Genomic DNA, 16,318 nt, shown 5'->3' with positions numbered 1-16,318 from the left:
ATGGATACCATTTTAGATTTTCAAAAAAATAAAATCAACTGGCTGAAGCTATTAATTTGCGTGCTCGGGATTGTGCTCTTGGGGAGCATATCTGGTTTGGCCAATATCGGTAACATTCAAACCTGGTATGCAGGCTTGGAAAAACCAAGCTTTAATCCCCCTAATAGTGTGTTTGGCCCTGTTTGGACTACCCTTTATGCCTTGATGGGGGTAAGCCTTTATCTGATTTGGCAGTCTCCAAAAAGTGCAATTAGGACAAAAGCTTTGAGGATATTTTTTATTCAGTTATTATTGAATTTCTGCTGGAGCTTTATATTCTTTTATTTTCATTTGCCAGGCTTAGCGGCTATTGAAATTTTGGTTTTATGGGGAATGATCCTGTGGATGATTATTAGTTTTCATAGGGTAAATAAATGGGCAGCCTATTTACAAATCCCCTATATCCTCTGGGTCAGCTTTGCCTCTATTCTGAATATTAGTATTTGGTGGTTAAATAGCTAAATCCTGTTCCTAAATGCTTCAAGCCTATTAGTACTGTTACACTAATACACCTGTCAATATCTAAGACAGGGTTCCAATCTCCCTTTTACCCTGAGCGGACCTGTCTTACCACCAAGTAGAGTCGGGGGCGTATTAAGAAATAAGAAATCGTAGGGTCTCAACTCCGCTCGACCGACTAAAACTAAAGGTTCGACATGTACTTAAGATCGTTTAGAGAGAGTTGTAGCTAAATACTATCAAACAATTCCTGGCCAGTAATGTTTAATGCTTGTAGATCTGATCTAAGGAGAAGATAAATGAATGAGAATAAAAATTAATCAATATTCATGGCACATTACCAGCTATTTACCGAGCAAAAAATTCCTGCCAGTTTGGAGGAGGTTTGGGATTTTATTTCTTCTCCGGCAAATTTGAAAGTGATCACTCCAGATCATATGGGATTTGATATCACTTCTAAAAACTTGCCTGAGAAGATGTACCCCGGAATGATTATTTCCTATAAGGTAAGTCCATTGCTGGGCATCAAAATGACTTGGGTGACAGAAATTACTCAAGTGAAGGAAAAAGAATTTTTTGTGGATGAGCAGCGCATTGGTCCCTATGTTATGTGGCATCACCAACACCGTTTGACACTCCTCCAAGAAGGAGGGGTGCTTATGTCGGATATAGTAACCTATCAACCTCCCTTGGGTCCATTGGGAGCACTTGCCAATGCTGTCTTTATAAAAAGACAATTGAAACAAATTTTTGATTATCGTTTCAAGGCAGTCGAGGAGAAATTTGGGAAATACAAGCCTGATGAAATTCTGGAAAAGTAATATGTGTTTTCCCACGGCATATGATCAGATAATCCATCGCTTGGCTCAGGTGGACCCAATAGCTTATGGTCGCTCGCGTAATTTTCTTGATGGAGCTGTAAGCTACCTTTCCCCCTATATCTCCAGGGGAGTGATCTCCACCAAGCAAGTGATGGAGCATGTATTGGCAAAAGGATATCAACCATCACAAATTACCAAATTTCTTCAAGAATTGGCATGGAGGGATTATTGGCAGCAGGTTTGGATTGCAAAAGGAAATGCGATCAACAAAGATGTGAAGCAAAGCCAAAGCCCCGTAAATAACCACGAAATGCCCAAAGCTATTATTGAGACCAATACGGGAATTAAGGTCATTGATCAGTTAATCGGAGAGTTTTACGAAACAGGGTATCTTCATAACCATGTGCGCATGTATTTGGCGGCATTGGCATGTAATATTGGACAGAGTCATTGGAAAATCCCTGCAAAATGGATGTATTATCATTTGTTTGATGGAGACTGGGCCAGTAATGCGCTGAGTTGGCAATGGGTGGCAGGAAGCAATAGCCACAAAAAATACCTGGCCAATCAAGAGAATATCAATAAATATTGCCATTCAGCTCAGCGGGGAACTTTTCTGGATCGAAGTTATGAGGAATTGGCCGAAATAGATATTCCTGAGCAATTAAAACCTACTGCATTACCTAATTTAACAGTAAACCTTCCTGAGACCAAGGCCTTGGTGCTAGATCCCCAAAAGCCGACCTTGATTTATAATTTTTATAACCTTGATCCACAATGGAGGAAGGATGTGGATGCCAACAGGGTGTTATTATTGGAACCAAGCCATTTTGATCAGTATCCAGTGGCCCCAAAAACCATTGACTTTATATTGAAGCTGGCAGAAAATATTGAAGGTTTTCAAGTAATGGTAGGGGAGTTTTTGGAACTGGAGGAAAAATTTGGCTTGGATGATATTTTCTATAAAGAACATCCTTTAAATGGACATTATAAAGGCACTGAAGATCCCAGGGATTGGATGTTTACGGTGAAGGGCTATTACCCTTCCTTTTTTGCATTTTGGAAAAAGTGCCAAAAGAGCTGGATAGATGACTGAGCAAACTGTCAATATTATTTTTCCCCACGAGTTACATAAAAAAAGTCCCTTGATGGACAATGGCTATGCAGTGTACTTAGTGGAAGAGTATTTGTTTTTTCGTCAGTATAAATTCCACCAACAAAAATTGCTTTTTCATAGGGCAAGCATGCAGGCCTATCAGGATTATCTCAAGGATATTGGAATAGAACTAAACTATATCCCTAGTACGGATAAGAACTCAGATATTCGAAATTTGATTCCTCTGCTGGCCAAGGAAGGGGTGGAGAAAATTGTTACCATTGACCCGACGGACAATTGGCTGGAAAGTCGCATCAGAAAGGCATGCCAGTTGGAAGGAATAGCGCTAGAGTTGCATGAAAGTCAGCTTTTTCTTAATACCAAAGCTGAACTGGAGGAATATTTCGGTAAAAATAAAAAATACTTCCAAGCAGATTTCTATGCCCAGCAAAGGAAAAAGCGGGATGTGTTGATGGATGGTGAGCATCCAGTGGGAGGTCAATGGAGCTTTGATGCCGATAATAGAAAGAAATATCCCAAAAAGAAAAGTCCTCCCCAAGTCCACTGGCCCAAAGAAAATGCCTATATCAAGGAGGCAAAGGATTATGTGAAAAAACACTTTGCTGGTAATTATGGGAGTATAGACAATGGGTTTTATTATCCGGTGACTTTTGAAGCCGCAGCATCATGGCTGGAGCAATTTCTAGAGCAGCGGTTTGAGGAATTTGGACCTTATGAGGATGCCATAGTATGGACAGAAAGTATTTTGAATCACAGTGTGCTGACGCCCTTGCTGAATGTGGGCTTGCTTTCTCCCATAAAAGTACTGGATAGGGCAATTGCTTTTGCAGAAGAAAATGAGGTTCCCTTGAATTCTCTGGAAGGCTTTGTGCGGCAGATCATGGGCTGGCGTGAGTTTATCCGCGGGGTATATGAATGGAAGGGCTCAGAAGAGCGAACCAGCAATTTTTGGGGTTTTGACCGTAAGATCCCAACAGCTTTTTGGGAGGGAAATACGGGGATTGTTCCCATCGATATGACGATCAAGAAGACGCTTAATACTGCCTATAACCACCATATTGAAAGACTGATGGTGCTGGGCAATTTTATGCTGCTTTGTGAATTTGATCCCGAGGAGGTGTACCGCTGGTTTATGGAAATGTATATCGATGCCTATGATTGGGTGATGGTGCCGAATGTTTATGGTATGAGTCAGTTTGCCGATGGTGGATTGATGGCCACAAAGCCTTATATCAGTGGAAGTAACTACCTGAAGAAAATGAGTGATTTTCCTAAGGGTGATTGGGAAGAAATCTGGGATGCACTTTTCTGGCGCTTTATGCATGTGCACCAAGATTTTTTCAAGAAAAATCCAAGATTAAAGATGCTTTTAGGAACACTTGATAAAATGGACATAGCCAAGAGGGAAAAGCTATTGGAGAAGGCTGAAGCGTTTTTGGATGGATTGGGGTAAAGGATTACTCTTAATGTCCACTGTCTTTAATGGCACGTTGGTATCCTTTTAAAATTAGGCTATAAAATTCATTGTCAAGTTTTTTAATCGATTCAAATTCATTAGGGACCTTTTCAAACTCAGGATGGACCTGATTAAAGAAAAAGTAGAAGAAAGCTTCAGTATCTTTTTCGCTTCTTTTCTTAAGAAGTTCATAGGTCAAGTTGGTGTTCTTTAAAATTCTTGGCCTCAGTTGATATTGAAAGTAGTTGATAGCATCAGCCTCCCAATGGCCCCCAATTGAAATATTAATCCACTTGTTCATTTGTTCATGTTCAGGAATACTATCAAGAGAAAAGAATTTAACCACATATTCGTGTCCGTCATATAGTGGTGCTGCCTTTCCATTTTTATATCCAAAAGTCTGCTCAAATGCATCGAAGGAGTTGGGAAACAATTCAAAAAATGTTCTTTGATTAGTAAGGTTGTTCCTCTTTTCTAATTTTGAGAAGGCAGATTTCAGTTTATCAATGTCAACAGTTTGAACTGTTATTTGAAGGATTGATATGAGTAATAAAAAAGTTATAAATGTTTTCATTTTTTATATGTTCAAATGAGCGGATAAAGGCTGAAATATTATATTCCTTTGATTTATTCTCTCATCTTAGGTGTGAAAATATGCCCTGACAGCAATTGATATACTACGATTAATCATAAGTAGTTTTAATATTTATATCCTTTAAACTAGAGAATTATTTGTTTATATGAAATACCCTATATTGGACTAGCCCCGATTATTTAGACATTTTAATTTATTATTAATTACCTCCCCAATTTCAGTGTCAAAAACCAATAGTCCCTCACTATCCTTTTTTAGTTTCTCTAAAATTTTTCCTTCTTTATTCCAGACTGCACTTTGCCCAGCACTAAAATAATTGTCGCAAAATCCAAAACAATTGGCCATCAGTATGGGCATTGAAAATTTCCTAGCGATTTTTGGATAGTGCTCATAAGCCTTTTTAATTCCATTTTCAGATTTGGCCACGCTGGCCAAATAGATTTCAGCACCTAGCTTTTGGGCATTTTCTGCATGGTCCTCCTGTAAGGATTCAAAGCAGATGGCTGGGGCAATTTTGTGATTTTTTACATTTACTACCACTTGTTCCTCTCCTTCAATAAAATAGGGCAATTCGTCAGGATGTAATCTTTGTTTTGAATATATAATCCTCGATTGCTTAGGTTGAAATATGACCATGCCAATGGAGATACCCAATGCTTTTTTGAAGGGGATGCCAAGTCCAATGGTGATATTGTTTTGGTCTGATAATTTCTGAAACTCATCCAATCTAACATCATTTATCTCCAGGGCCAATTCTTGAGCAAGTTCTGGTTCATAACCTGTAAGTGACAGTTCAGGAAAAACGATAATGTCTACCTTTTCCGAAATAGAAGCTTCAATCCACTTTTTATGGATCTGGATATTCTCCTGTATATTTCCTTTGCTGGGCTTTATTTGTGCGATTCCTATTTTCATGCCAGGAGATCCTTTTTTATTTTAATTTGGGAAGATAATTAAGCAAGATGGTTCCGCTTTTGAAAGTTTTGCAATCCTTTAATTCAAGGATGATATTATTATTCAGGTGGTCTATAATGGGTGTTCCGCCTCCAACAAAAACCGGGTCAATCATTATTTGGTATTCGTCGATTAAATTGGCTGCGGCCAGTTGCTCAAGGACCTTTCCACTGCCCAAGAGTGTGATGTTTTTTTCTCCAAACTGTTTTAATTGGGTGATTTCTTCAATTAGGTTTGCCTTGATGATTTTGGTGTTTTGCCAGCCTGCAGTTTCCAGGCTTTTGCTTACTACTAATTTTTCTGCTTTGTTCATTCCCTCTGCTACTTCTGGAAAGCCATCATAGGCCATTTGACTAGGCCAGAAGCTTTTCATCATTTCATAGGTCACCCTGCCAAAGAGCAGAATACTGTTTGATTTTAAACTTTTAGCAGAATAGTCAGCTTCTTCTCCTCCGTGTTGGTGCCAGTCGATATTTTCCTGAGGTCCTTTATAGAATCCATTTAATGAGATAAATGTGAAAGAGGTCAGTTTTGCCATGATGATAATATTTGATTGTTGGGTTTTTGGAAAAGTGTTTTGCTTGAGGGATTATCTATGCTACAGTGTTTGTGAAAGGTCTTTTTTAGTAAAATAATATGATTTAGGATATACATATAAATAATATTGCTGATAATTTTCCACTTCTTTGAAATTTAACTTTATTGATAGCATAAGTGGACGGTATTATACCGGCTCTTATGCTATCAAATAATTTTGCAGATGCAGGCGGTAACTGTAATAGGGCGCTTTGCATTTCCCAATCCTTACCATCATCTGTATTTTTTCACCAGCTTGAACATCCCAAATCTGGTCAAGTTCCTTACTAAGTTTCTTCATCTCATCAAATTCTTGAATGACCTGATTATAGGGATGGGAATACATTTCGTGTTTGCTAAGGGAAAGTGAAAACCTGACAAAGTCCCTGCCTGATGCAAGCCAGTCCTGGAAATCATTGCTTGGGCTAATCCAACAAACTACCCCTTGGGTACTGTCAATGGCTTTTTTAATGGACTTCATGGATTTATCAATAGTCTTTGGATCATGCCATTTTTTAGGATTGCCATTATCTACAGCCAATTCCACTATGGTTTTTGATAAGCCTTCATAGCCCATTTGGGGCATGCTCAATCCATAACGTTTTTCGGCTCTTTGTTTTTCACTGAAACTGAACAGGAGCCTAGTTTCCTCATTGGTCCGGTAGGTCCTGGATTCTATGTCCAGCCCCTGATAAAAAATGTTTTTTAGGGCTGTCAAATCCTCATTTTTAAAGAGCAGTCTGGAATGGCTTTTTCCTGCAGTGATCTTAACATTTTCAAAAGTGGCTTGTGAAATCTTCTCTGCCGTATAGGCTTTCCGGTTAGTTTGCCTTTTGTAAATATAATCAGCCAATGGATCCTTAGCGCCTCCTTCCTCAATGCGAATGAAAGCTACAGGCTTTTGACCAAAATCAGATGCGTCATAGTAGCCTTCAGGAAAATAATCCACTTGAGTCTGATAACCCAAACTACTGGCTCCGATGACCAGTGTTTCGATAAAACACCCAGCGCCCATATGGATTTGCCTTGATGGTGGATCAGTGGCAGGCAAAAGTCTGTTTTCGTCTACATAGAGTAGCATTTCCAGCTCATCGACAATTTTAAATTTCCAAGACTGTGTATTATGGGGACTTGGAGCATTGATCCCCAAAGCTATGGCCTTTAAAATCGGTTGGTCAAAATCATTGGGCTTGGGCCTTTTTTTCCAGCGTTCGGGCTTTTGAAGTTTAGGGTTGGAAGCTGCCAAAATTGAGGAGTCAACTGCAGCCGACATAAACATGGAAACAGTCATCATCTGACCAGCTTTTATCATAAAGTTCCTTCGTCGCATATAGCTTTATCATAGGTTAATAGAACAAAGCTAAAGAGCAGTATTGCTAAAATGATTGACCTAGATCAAGAAAGAAATAGGGCTTTATGAGGAGGCCAGCTTTTTGCGGATGCGGCTTAGGGTTTCGGGTTTTATATTAAGATAGGATGCGATTAGGTATTGTGGGATGCGCTGAGGCAGGTCGGGTCTTCTGTTGATGAGTTTTGAATACCTGGTCTCAGCATTGTCCAACATCAGGGATTTGTTTTTTTGCTGCCAATTGATAAAAAGCTTTTCGGCCATGATCCTTCCCAGCTTCTCATAAATTGGATTTTGACTGTATAAGCTTTGAATATCGTCATAAGCTATGACCAAAAGTTCGGAATCTTCCAGGCACTTGACATTCTTATCTGCAGGCAAGTGGGTCAAAAAACTATAATAATCCGTTATGAATTCTTTGTCCAAGGAGAACTCATCAATGATCTCCTGTCCGTCTTTATTGTATGAGCAAAGCATGCTTCCCTCGAGGATGAATCCGATTTTTTTACAAATCTGTCCTTCATGGATAAAGTATTCCCCTTTTTTCAGGCAAAGGGATTTAAACTTCGAAAGAAAAACCTTTAAATCGGCCTCTTGCAAAGGAAAGACTTGTTTAAAGTGCTCTATCAGTTCCTGATTGCTCAAAATCTATATTGGCTTAGTTTGGACTTGTGTAATTAAGGCTAAAGTATCTGGATCAAGATTCCTAAAATTCATAGGACCAAACATAGTGGAGAGAAGAATTTACTGTCTATTTTTCCAAAGTCTGTTTCCTTTACACTTTTAAAAAATCCCACATATTTAAACTCTCCAATTGCCCTTAAGAGGAATATCAATGGGAGGATCCAGCCAGCATAATTCATGATCCATTCAGGCAAGCTATATTCAATCGATCCAGATTTGATGAGATAGAATAATCCAAAGGAAGTTAATCCCAAGCCTACTACAACGCTGTCAATTTTTTTGGGATTTAATACCCTTTCTCCCTTTTCATTGGTGGGCAAGGATACTTCAAAGCCGAATTTGCCACCCATTACCCAGTTAAAGTGAATTATTCCCAAGACAAATAGGATGCTGCTTAATAAAATGGATAGATACATTTTGTTATAGGGGTTTAATATTTTAAAACTGCTCGGTTGTTGTTTTTCGGACAATTAAATTTATTCCTGATCGTAAAGAAAATCACCGTTGTCTTTGGGAGTATAATTTCCGGAAAGGTAGCGTTTAATTCGACTAACTCTTAAATCATTCGCTTCCCTTTTATTGATGAAATGAAAAGTGTTCGGTGCACGAATCATGGCTATTAAAGCAAGATATTCATCATTGTTGAGCTCTTTGAAGGGTTTATTGAAGTAAAATTCGGCAGCATTTTCAAACCCATAGATTGCTTTCCTATTTCCCTGGCCCATATAGGCATGGTTGATAAATAGCTTTAGTATGGTGTCTTTTGGAGTTAAAGGGTCAAATGCAAATCTAGCAATCAAGCTCTGTTTGATTTTTGCTATCCCTGGTTTGAACCTTTCAAAATAAAAAAGCTTTACCAAACCTTGGCTTAGGGTGGTAACTCCAGCCCCTGGAGTACTGATGTCAAAGCCCTTATGATGATAAAAGTTGGGGTCCTGAATTTTGAGGAGTGCATCAAGCTGTTCTTCTGTAAGATCTGATAATTCCAGTTTTATTTTGTCTGGACTTAAAGCACGGCTAACGATCTCCGGGGTTTTGGCTCGGGCATCCATTACGATAACCAAATAGTAGGCAAAAACTATGGTCAATAGTATGCCTAGTGAGAGCAGGACAATTTTTATTTTTTTCATTGTAGTGTATAAGGTTCTTTAATTTAACCCAATTCTTGAGGCATCTGATAATATTTTGAAATGATCATACACACTTAAATTCATTCAATGCGTTTGATATCGAGGTCCTGAAAATCAAAGCTAAAATCAATATCCGGTGAAATGCCCTCCATTTTTATGCTTTGTGCCATTCCTGTTTTATCTAAAGAAAATGTTATGAAAGCATCAGCGTTCAGGTCCTGATATTCCCATTTGACCGCAAAGGTATTTTCTTTATAGTATTGCAAGTGCCCATTAAGTTTTGGTGATCTATATGATTTTATCCAAAGTTTACCTTCATTGTTGAATACCTCGATTTTACCAAACCACTTATCTTCATATAGCCCTATAAGCTTCTCAGGAGTTAATTTTTCGTTTTCCGCAACTGCTACTGTTTCCCAAATTTCTTGGACGATTTTTTCAGTTTCATCACTGTTCTTATCGTGTCCTTCATGTATTTTATCCACCCAGTTATTGTCTGGTAAACCAAGGTAATTATCCAAAATTGAAAAGGAAATAGGCTCTACACTTATATCGCTATTTGATAAGACTACTATACCTAAATTAACATCTGGAACAAGGATGGTCTGTGTGCTAATTCCTGGTAGTCCTCCGCTGTGATGTGCTATAAAATGTCCATTTATATCATTGAGCACCCAGCCAAGGCCATAGCCATTAAAATTGACATAGTAAGGTTTACTGGGCTGAGTGATATTGGATATATAAGGTTTCCACATTTCTCTTTGTCTCTTTTCCGTAAACAATTGCCTTTCCAGATTGCTACCGAATCTACCTTTGTTTAGTTGTACAAGCATCCACTGGCAGAAGTCTTCTGCATTGGAGAAGATCCCTCCTGCGGCTCCATTTCCTGTCCGTTTAAAGTTTTCTATGGTCTGAAGTGTAGAAGCCTTTTTTATATGAGGAGCTGCAAGGTTACTTTTGTCGTGAATATTGGCAATTGAAGAGAAGGAATTGTCCATTCCTAGTGGTATTAAAATATTGGTCTGAACAAAATCTTCCCAAGACTGCCCACTTACTCTTTTGATCAATTCACCGGCTACTATATAAAGTAAATTATCATAGTCATATTGAGTCCTGAAAGCTGATACTGGTTTGAAATATTGAAAACTAGAAAGAATATCATTAATGGTGAAATCATTTTCATCAGGGATAAACATCAGATCTCCTGCCCCTAGGCCCAGCCCACTTCGATGGGTCAATAGATCTTCAATAATGAAGTTCTCACGGACATAATCATTATACATGGTGAATTCAGGAATATAATCTATGACCCTGTCTTTCCAGGATATTTTTCCTTGATCCACCAGAATGGCCATAGCAGTAGTGGTAAAGGCTTTGGAAACCGATGCCAAGGCGAACTGAGTGTGTTGGTCTACTTCCTTTTTCGTGTCTAATGAACTAAAGCCATAGCCTTTTGCATGTACGATTTTTCCATCCTTTACTATGCCCACCGCTACTCCCGGGATATTGAACTTGGACCTAGCATCTTCTACCAATTGATCGATCTCATGGGAGGTCAACTGAGCATAAGCCAGATTAGTGTTTAAAATGGTAAATGCTAAAAGAATTGCTGCTATTGTCCTTTTCATATTATAAAGATTTTATTCCTTCATGATGATTTCAATGGCCTTTTCTAATAGTTCATCGTGGTCTACTGAAATTCGATATTGATAAACTCCACAGAATCATTGGTATTTACTAATTTCAGCCCATAAACAGAACTTAATTGCTCTTTCATTTCTGTTGAACCCTTAGAAGCTAGTTTGATATTGAATCTTCCCGGAAGCTTGGATTTCAATTAGGCTATTGCTTAGGGTGTTTCATAAAGTCCAATCTTCTGAAATTCTTGTCTTCAGGGAAAAAATGGAGGATACCATCATAGGTATAGTCCAATAGAAAACTATAATCCGAATTATCAAACACAATAGAGTTATTGGTCAAGACATAATCGAAGACCTCATTCTTGTTATTGGGATGTTTCAAAAGGAATTGGACGACCTTGGGATTGATATTTACCGTATTGTCTTTATTAAAATGAAAAGCTATTCCCTTTGTTAATTCATCACGGTATTTGCTGATAGTATCCAGATTTGCTTGCGGATGTTTTTCATAACTGACAATACTATATTTTCCGGTCAAATTAAGCTTCAGTTGTTTAAAGTATAATTGGGTTTTGTCATGAATATCAATTCTCAACAAACTGTCCTTGTCAAAGCTAAGGGCAAATTTCTCCTTATAGCTATTGTTTTGTAGGATTAATCTTGTTCCTATTATTTGATATTTGAAATGATCATTATCAAAAAAGTGTTGGCCTATATTCATATTCCCTTCGAAAATGAGGGAATCTTGACCTTTTACCTGAAGTACCCCGCTATTGATATCCAAATCTTTGAGCGTGGTGTCCCCTTCTTTGACTATTCTCTCCAAAAGATAGTAGCCTTCCTCCAATTGCTGAGGGTTTTTGGCTTGGCAAGAGAAAATCAATAGTGAGGAAAAAATAATGAGTGTGGTTTTTAGGGGCTTCATAGTTTGGGGTTATAGATTGAAAAGAGCGAATTTGGATTTAGCATATAAAGATCAATTCAAAGTCCACTGATCCTTATCCTTCTCCAAGGACATGGTCACCAATTCTGGTTGATCATCAATGTTCAAATAATATAATAATTCAACTTTGTCCTTTGATTCGTTGACGACAAAGGAGACACTGTCAATTTGAAATGACTCTGTGCTGTTTAGATCTACTTTTTTTTCAAACTCTGATCTATCAATGATTTTATGAATGTCATTCTCCAATCCAATAAAAGATATTTTATTTTCTAGCATAAATCCCTTCGCAAAATGGAATTTAACACTTTTGAATTTGAGCCGATTAAAGAGGCGGTATTTGGAACCATCGATCGTTTTTTCTTTGATCTTTATTGATTTTTTCTCAGAATAGGAAACGCCACATGAGGTGAAAATTAAAGTGATCAGGCTGAAAAAAATTAGTTTGCTCTTGGTCATGATTGTTTTTTATTGGTCAATCCTTTAAATAGCATTGCCATGGGATTATTTCTTAAAAGAATTGATAGTTAATGGTTTAAGTTATGTCTGTCCAAAAGGAATAAAAACTAAAACTAAGGATTTGGTATAAATAAAAAAATACCCCATGTGGGGTATTTCGTATTTACACGGAAATAAAATTAAAGAAAACTAGGGTGCTAGAGAGTAGAGTTCATGGGTGAGAACCTTAATTGGGGTATCTCCTATATTAACCGCAGCATCTCCTAGTGGTTCTCCTAACATACCGTAGCCAGTAGGAAATTCCATTATTTGTTTTTCCCCACCATTAAAATAGACAGCAGCTTTTCCTCCTTCTAAAACATAGAGGGTATGATAAGGATGTTCATGCCATGCAACAGAGTCGCCAGGATTCATAGTAAATTCATACATTACTACGCCTAGTGTATCCACCAATACCTTGGACATATCCGCACCCACAATATGACATGCTTTTGACATATCATATTCCTTAGTGATTGTAGGTTTTGCCTCGATACTTGTTACTTTTTCTTCCACTTTTTCATTAGATGAGCTTGATGGATCGCAGGCAGTGAAAGATGCTAAAAGCATAATAAATAAAATGCTGTTCAGCCAATTGAAAGATTTCATAGAATGATAATTTAAAAGTTAATAAACCAAGCAGCCTGTAGGAATATGCTTGGTATGGTTTATTGCAGGAAATTTTACAGATCTGGGATTGGTTTCCCCTCCAGGTGCTGTCACCAAAAAGCTAAAGTATTATTTGTGTTGTTTTAGCACTATAATACGTATTATATATCTCAATATCAATTGATTGATATTGTTTGGGGTGTTCTGGTTGGAAAAAAAGATGAACAGTTCCTTACTATAAATCAGCGGATAAGAAGAAGGCTAAGAATGAGTAGGGATTTCAGGGAAATTCCGGATTATTGTTTAAAAAGTAGAGGAGAAAAAATATTGGAATGGAGTAAATGGAGTTTATGATTATCCGTTATCATACCAGTAAATTTGTTTCTCACGGATTTCACAGATTTGCACAGAATAAAACCTTATTTCTCTGGACTCTCCTGTGCTTTTTGAAAGATTATCATACTATCCAGAAGCTACTGGTGTCTTTGCGGATATACATGATGGAGTTTTAGAAATAAAAAATGTCAAATAGATTGCAGGGATTTTAGCACATTCTATTCCTGGCCTTATCCCTGCAATCTATCTTAATTTGTTTACAGCTTAGTGCCTCGGATCATTTCTTTTTTGCCCGGAGGGCCAGGCAAAGTTTCCACCTGCAGTCCCAATTCAGCCAAGTCCCTTTTGAGTTGGCCTTTTGCACAATAGGTGACAAATACGCCTCCTGGATTCATGGCATCCACTACTTTTTTAAGTAGCTCTTTGGACCATAGCTCAGGTTGTTTGCTGGGAGCAAAGGCATCAAAGAAGACCACATCTGTAGGATAAAGTTTTACCTCTTCCAAAGTAGTTTTATCCTTTTTCATATTGAAATAAGGGGTGACAGCATCCCCTTTGTCCCATTCTGCCCTATGCAATTCTTCAAAATAGCCTTTATAATGGCTGATTTCCTCGTCAATAGAGGTATAATTGAGTTTGGTATAAATATCTTCTGGAATAGGGAATGGCTCAATGGTGTGATAAAGCATAGGGTGCTTGTTTTGCTCTGCCCATACCAGCGCCAACCAAGCATTCAGCCCAGTTCCAAAGCCCACCTCGAAAATGCGCACAGGCTGTTGGCCATGGTGGTGCATCAACCAATGGTCCAATCCATAGAGAAAGAAAACATGGATGGATTCTCTATAGGCACCATGAAAAGAATGGTAGGTTTCATTCAATTCGGGCACATAAAGTGAATGTGAGCCATCCTCCGTTTTTATCAGTTTGATTTCTCTGTCCATCTTAGTTGTTTTTGTAAATCAATGCTACACAGTAGGCAGAAACGCCTTCTTGCCTTCCCACAAAACCCAATTTTTCAGTGGTGGTGGCTTTGATGGAAACATTGTTGGCTGGGATTTCCATCACCTCCGACAAACAGGCTTTGATGTTGTCTATATGTGGATTTACCTTTGGAAGCTGAAGACAAACAGTGGTATCCAGGTTGCCGATTTCATAGCCTTCTTTACGGATAAGTTGCATGACTTTCTTGAGTAAAATCTTACTGTCTATGCCTTTATATTGCGGGTCTTGATCTGAAAAATGATAGCCAATATCACGAAGGTTGGCAGCTCCAAGAAGCGCATCGCAGATCACATGAATCAATACATCAGCGTCTGAGTGCCCTACGGCTCCTTTGGTATGTTCTAGTTTAATGCCACCTAGCCAGAAGTCATAACCTTCCTGCAATTGGTGAACATCATATCCAAATCCAATTCTAAAGTTATTCATGCGGTGAAGATAATGCTTTTACTTTAGATTTTGTCAATGGAGGTTATTGTCTAAAGCCGGGTTCAGCTTTTGTTGCTTTTGTAGTAAAGTACAGAAGCATTTTCCTCTCTGATAAACTTTTTGGCTGCAGCGGAGATTTCTTCAGCAGAAATTCTGGTTTTCTTATCGTATTCTATTTGATAGAGGTCAGGGGTTCCTAGCTGGGTGTAGTAGGCAAGGTTCATGGCCCTGTTGATCAGCTGAATGGATTCATAGGTCTTCATGGCCTCAGCTTGGTTTTTGACCTTTTCCAGGGTTTCTGTTGAAATAGGCGTTTCAATAAACTCCTGAACTACCTCGTCCAGTATTTTTTCGGCCTCTTCAGCACTTTTCCCTTTTTCCATTTTTCCGGTAAAGACCATCAATCCCGGATCAATTGAACCGAGAACATAGGCATTACAGGAAGCAAAAATATCTGTGTTTTTAACCAGTTTCTGTTCCAGTAAGGATGACCTGCCAAAGCCCAGGATATCAGTGATCAAATCACACTCTAAATAGCCTTCTTGTAGTCTGCCCGGAACATGATAGGCCTTGTATAAAGTATCTGTTGGCACATCAGCAAAATGAGTTTGTACTCTTTTTTCTACTTGGGGACATTCTGTTGGAATAGTTTGGCCTTTTTTGCCTGATGAAGGGATCGGACCAAACCATTTCTTGGCCATTTCCAGGACCTCTTCGCTGTCCACATCCCCAGCGACCACCAGTATGGCATTATCAGGTGCATAATGTTGCTGGTAAAAAGAACGGATATCCTTTTCTGTAAAACCTTCAATATCGGCAATTTCAACACCGATCGTAGGCCATTGGTAGGGGTGTTGTTTATAGCAAAGCTGTCTCAAGCGGTGCATGGCATCTCCATATGGTTGATTGAGGTACCTTTGCTTAAATTCCTCGATCACCACCTTGCGCTGGGTCTCAATGGTTTTTTTGCTCAGGTTGAGCTGCAGCATCCTGTCCGATTCCAACCAAAAAGCAGTTTCTATATTGGTGGCCGGCAAGGTGATGTAGTAATTGGTTATATCAGTATTGGTGAAGGCATTGCACTCACCACCTACCCTTTCCAAGGCACCATCAAAGCTGGGGACATTTTTGGAGCCTCCAAACATCAGATGCTCAAAATAATGGGCCAATCCAGTTTTCCCAGGGATTTCATTTCTAGAACCGACTTTATAAATGATATTACTAACCGCCATCTTACTGCTATGGTCCTCATGGACCAATACCTGCAAGCCGTTCTCTAATATAAATCGCTCGTAATTAATCATTGGTTAGGTGCTACACTTTCAAAAAATCCTTATGGAAATTAACCTGGGTGGACTTCTGAATGAAAATACTGGTACTAATTTAATATACGCAAGACAACTGTTGAAAATAAATTAGGACAGTTGTCTTGCGCAAAGCTAACAAAATCTGGCAAAAGGTTACCGAAGATTAATCAAATCGATTCGCCTTGATAGCCTGCTGACTCCAAAGCAGCTTTGATTTCTTTTTCGTTGGCCTCGCCTTCTGCGGTTAAGATTCTATCAGGATGGCTTAGGTCCACTTCCCATTTTGTATTTGGCAATGCATCCAGTTTAGGACTTACCGTGGCTATACATGAGCCACATTTGATATTGGTTTTAAGCTTTATCATTTTCTTTTGGATA

The 16,318-nt window shown here is 38.6% G+C and carries 20 protein-coding genes; 4 read left to right on the top strand and 16 right to left on the bottom strand.

The window, feature by feature from the left end; all coding sequences use genetic code 11:
- The 4 genes from KMW37_RS14155 (at position 1) to KMW37_RS14140 (ending at position 3,889) form a co-directional block, all read left to right on the top strand.
- The gene (locus tag KMW37_RS14155) at positions 1-501 is read left to right on the top strand and encodes a TspO/MBR family protein (RefSeq protein ID WP_215225295.1); all 501 of its coding nucleotides are present in this window, start codon (positions 1-3) and stop codon (positions 499-501) included.
- A gap of 326 nt (positions 502-827) precedes the next feature.
- Positions 828-1,319: an SRPBCC family protein gene (locus KMW37_RS14150; protein ID WP_215225294.1), complete on the top strand. Its 492-nt coding sequence runs from the start codon at positions 828-830 to the stop codon at positions 1,317-1,319.
- Positions 1,300-2,415, top strand: a complete 1,116-nt coding sequence (locus KMW37_RS14145; protein ID WP_246581501.1) for an FAD-binding domain-containing protein — start codon at positions 1,300-1,302, stop codon at positions 2,413-2,415. Before KMW37_RS14150 ends, KMW37_RS14145 begins: the two co-directional genes overlap by 20 nt.
- The gene (locus KMW37_RS14140) at positions 2,408-3,889 is read left to right on the top strand and encodes a cryptochrome/photolyase family protein (protein WP_215225293.1); all 1,482 of its coding nucleotides are present in this window, start codon (positions 2,408-2,410) and stop codon (positions 3,887-3,889) included. Before KMW37_RS14145 ends, KMW37_RS14140 begins: the two co-directional genes overlap by 8 nt.
- Positions 3,890-3,899: 10 nt before the next feature.
- Here KMW37_RS14140 and KMW37_RS14135 read toward each other — a convergent pair whose 3' ends face one another.
- The 16 genes from KMW37_RS14135 to KMW37_RS14060 all read right to left on the bottom strand — a co-directional run bounded on the left by KMW37_RS14135 (position 3,900) and on the right by KMW37_RS14060 (position 16,305).
- Positions 3,900-4,466, bottom strand: coding sequence for a hypothetical protein (locus KMW37_RS14135; RefSeq protein ID WP_215225292.1), 567 nt, complete (start codon positions 4,464-4,466; stop codon positions 3,900-3,902).
- A gap of 186 nt (positions 4,467-4,652) precedes the next feature.
- Positions 4,653-5,402: a carbon-nitrogen hydrolase family protein gene (locus KMW37_RS14130; protein ID WP_215225291.1), complete on the bottom strand. Its 750-nt coding sequence runs from the start codon at positions 5,400-5,402 to the stop codon at positions 4,653-4,655.
- A gap of 16 nt (positions 5,403-5,418) precedes the next feature.
- Positions 5,419-5,979: a dihydrofolate reductase family protein gene (locus KMW37_RS14125; protein WP_215225290.1), complete on the bottom strand. Its 561-nt coding sequence runs from the start codon at positions 5,977-5,979 to the stop codon at positions 5,419-5,421.
- Positions 5,980-6,177: 198 nt separating this feature from the next.
- Entirely contained in the window at positions 6,178-7,347 is a 1,170-nt protein-coding gene (locus KMW37_RS14120; protein WP_215225289.1) for an Acg family FMN-binding oxidoreductase, read from the bottom strand.
- 84 nt (positions 7,348-7,431) lie between these two features.
- The gene (locus tag KMW37_RS14115; RefSeq protein ID WP_215225288.1) at positions 7,432-8,010 is read right to left on the bottom strand and encodes a Crp/Fnr family transcriptional regulator; all 579 of its coding nucleotides are present in this window, start codon (positions 8,008-8,010) and stop codon (positions 7,432-7,434) included.
- Positions 8,011-8,078: 68 nt separating this feature from the next.
- Positions 8,079-8,465, bottom strand: coding sequence for a DUF3995 domain-containing protein (locus KMW37_RS14110; RefSeq protein ID WP_215225287.1), 387 nt, complete (start codon positions 8,463-8,465; stop codon positions 8,079-8,081).
- Between the two features lie 60 nt (positions 8,466-8,525).
- Positions 8,526-9,179 carry a transglycosylase domain-containing protein gene (locus KMW37_RS14105; RefSeq protein ID WP_215225286.1) on the bottom strand — a complete coding sequence of 218 codons (654 nt, stop codon included), beginning with the start codon at positions 9,177-9,179 and terminating at the stop codon, positions 8,526-8,528.
- An 80-nt stretch (positions 9,180-9,259) separates the two neighbouring features.
- A complete protein-coding gene (locus tag KMW37_RS14100) occupies positions 9,260-10,807 on the bottom strand; it encodes a serine hydrolase (protein WP_246581500.1) in 1,548 nt (515 codons plus the stop codon).
- A gap of 62 nt (positions 10,808-10,869) precedes the next feature.
- Complete coding sequence (locus KMW37_RS14095) at positions 10,870-11,016, bottom strand: hypothetical protein (protein ID WP_215225285.1); 147 nt, start codon at positions 11,014-11,016, stop codon at positions 10,870-10,872.
- 5 nt (positions 11,017-11,021) lie between these two features.
- On the bottom strand, positions 11,022-11,744 hold the full coding sequence (locus KMW37_RS14090) for a hypothetical protein (protein WP_215225284.1): 723 nt from the start codon (positions 11,742-11,744) through the stop codon (positions 11,022-11,024).
- Positions 11,745-11,795: 51 nt separating this feature from the next.
- The gene (locus KMW37_RS14085; protein ID WP_215225283.1) at positions 11,796-12,221 is read right to left on the bottom strand and encodes a hypothetical protein; all 426 of its coding nucleotides are present in this window, start codon (positions 12,219-12,221) and stop codon (positions 11,796-11,798) included.
- Between the two features lie 189 nt (positions 12,222-12,410).
- On the bottom strand, positions 12,411-12,869 hold the full coding sequence (locus KMW37_RS14080; protein ID WP_215225282.1) for a cupin domain-containing protein: 459 nt from the start codon (positions 12,867-12,869) through the stop codon (positions 12,411-12,413).
- Positions 12,870-13,462: 593 nt separating this feature from the next.
- A complete protein-coding gene (gene mnmD, locus KMW37_RS14075; protein WP_215225281.1) occupies positions 13,463-14,146 on the bottom strand; it encodes a tRNA (5-methylaminomethyl-2-thiouridine)(34)-methyltransferase MnmD in 684 nt (227 codons plus the stop codon).
- Position 14,147: 1 nt separating this feature from the next.
- The gene (gene ispF, locus KMW37_RS14070) at positions 14,148-14,633 is read right to left on the bottom strand and encodes a 2-C-methyl-D-erythritol 2,4-cyclodiphosphate synthase (RefSeq protein ID WP_215225280.1); all 486 of its coding nucleotides are present in this window, start codon (positions 14,631-14,633) and stop codon (positions 14,148-14,150) included.
- A gap of 62 nt (positions 14,634-14,695) precedes the next feature.
- Complete coding sequence (locus KMW37_RS14065) at positions 14,696-15,937, bottom strand: M16 family metallopeptidase (protein WP_215225279.1); 1,242 nt, start codon at positions 15,935-15,937, stop codon at positions 14,696-14,698.
- A 170-nt stretch (positions 15,938-16,107) separates the two neighbouring features.
- The gene (locus tag KMW37_RS14060) at positions 16,108-16,305 is read right to left on the bottom strand and encodes a heavy-metal-associated domain-containing protein (RefSeq protein WP_215225278.1); all 198 of its coding nucleotides are present in this window, start codon (positions 16,303-16,305) and stop codon (positions 16,108-16,110) included.
- Positions 16,306-16,318: the final 13 nt, after the last annotated feature.

This window comes from Echinicola shivajiensis (assembly GCF_018642165.1).
GTDB lineage: Bacteria > Bacteroidota > Bacteroidia > Cytophagales > Cyclobacteriaceae > Echinicola > Echinicola shivajiensis.
This window is presented reverse-complemented; position numbering and strand designations above follow the sequence as displayed.

Bases quoted from the DNA above. Each gene is read 5' to 3' on its own strand.
- KMW37_RS14065 (WP_215225279.1), bottom strand. From the start codon at position 15,937: ATGATTAATTACGAGCGATTTATATTAGAGAACGGCTTGCAGGTATTG.
- KMW37_RS14150 (WP_215225294.1), top strand. From the start codon at position 828: ATGGCACATTACCAGCTATTTACCGAGCAAAAAATTCCTGCCAGTTTG.
- KMW37_RS14120 (WP_215225289.1), bottom strand. From the start codon at position 7,347: ATGCGACGAAGGAACTTTATGATAAAAGCTGGTCAGATGATGACTGTT.
- KMW37_RS14155 (WP_215225295.1), top strand. From the start codon at position 1: ATGGATACCATTTTAGATTTTCAAAAAAATAAAATCAACTGGCTGAAG.
- KMW37_RS14080 (WP_215225282.1), bottom strand. From the start codon at position 12,869: ATGAAATCTTTCAATTGGCTGAACAGCATTTTATTTATTATGCTTTTA.
- KMW37_RS14085 (WP_215225283.1), bottom strand. From the start codon at position 12,221: ATGACCAAGAGCAAACTAATTTTTTTCAGCCTGATCACTTTAATTTTC.
- ispF (WP_215225280.1), bottom strand. From the start codon at position 14,633: ATGAATAACTTTAGAATTGGATTTGGATATGATGTTCACCAATTGCAG.
- KMW37_RS14090 (WP_215225284.1), bottom strand. From the start codon at position 11,744: ATGAAGCCCCTAAAAACCACACTCATTATTTTTTCCTCACTATTGATT.
- mnmD (WP_215225281.1), bottom strand. From the start codon at position 14,146: ATGGACAGAGAAATCAAACTGATAAAAACGGAGGATGGCTCACATTCA.
- KMW37_RS14140 (WP_215225293.1), top strand. From the start codon at position 2,408: ATGACTGAGCAAACTGTCAATATTATTTTTCCCCACGAGTTACATAAA.
- KMW37_RS14135 (WP_215225292.1), bottom strand. From the start codon at position 4,466: ATGAAAACATTTATAACTTTTTTATTACTCATATCAATCCTTCAAATA.
- KMW37_RS14125 (WP_215225290.1), bottom strand. From the start codon at position 5,979: ATGGCAAAACTGACCTCTTTCACATTTATCTCATTAAATGGATTCTAT.
- KMW37_RS14105 (WP_215225286.1), bottom strand. From the start codon at position 9,179: ATGAAAAAAATAAAAATTGTCCTGCTCTCACTAGGCATACTATTGACC.
- KMW37_RS14060 (WP_215225278.1), bottom strand. From the start codon at position 16,305: ATGATAAAGCTTAAAACCAATATCAAATGTGGCTCATGTATAGCCACG.
- KMW37_RS14100 (WP_246581500.1), bottom strand. From the start codon at position 10,807: ATGAAAAGGACAATAGCAGCAATTCTTTTAGCATTTACCATTTTAAAC.
- KMW37_RS14130 (WP_215225291.1), bottom strand. From the start codon at position 5,402: ATGAAAATAGGAATCGCACAAATAAAGCCCAGCAAAGGAAATATACAG.
- KMW37_RS14110 (WP_215225287.1), bottom strand. From the start codon at position 8,465: ATGTATCTATCCATTTTATTAAGCAGCATCCTATTTGTCTTGGGAATA.
- KMW37_RS14145 (WP_246581501.1), top strand. From the start codon at position 1,300: ATGAAATTCTGGAAAAGTAATATGTGTTTTCCCACGGCATATGATCAG.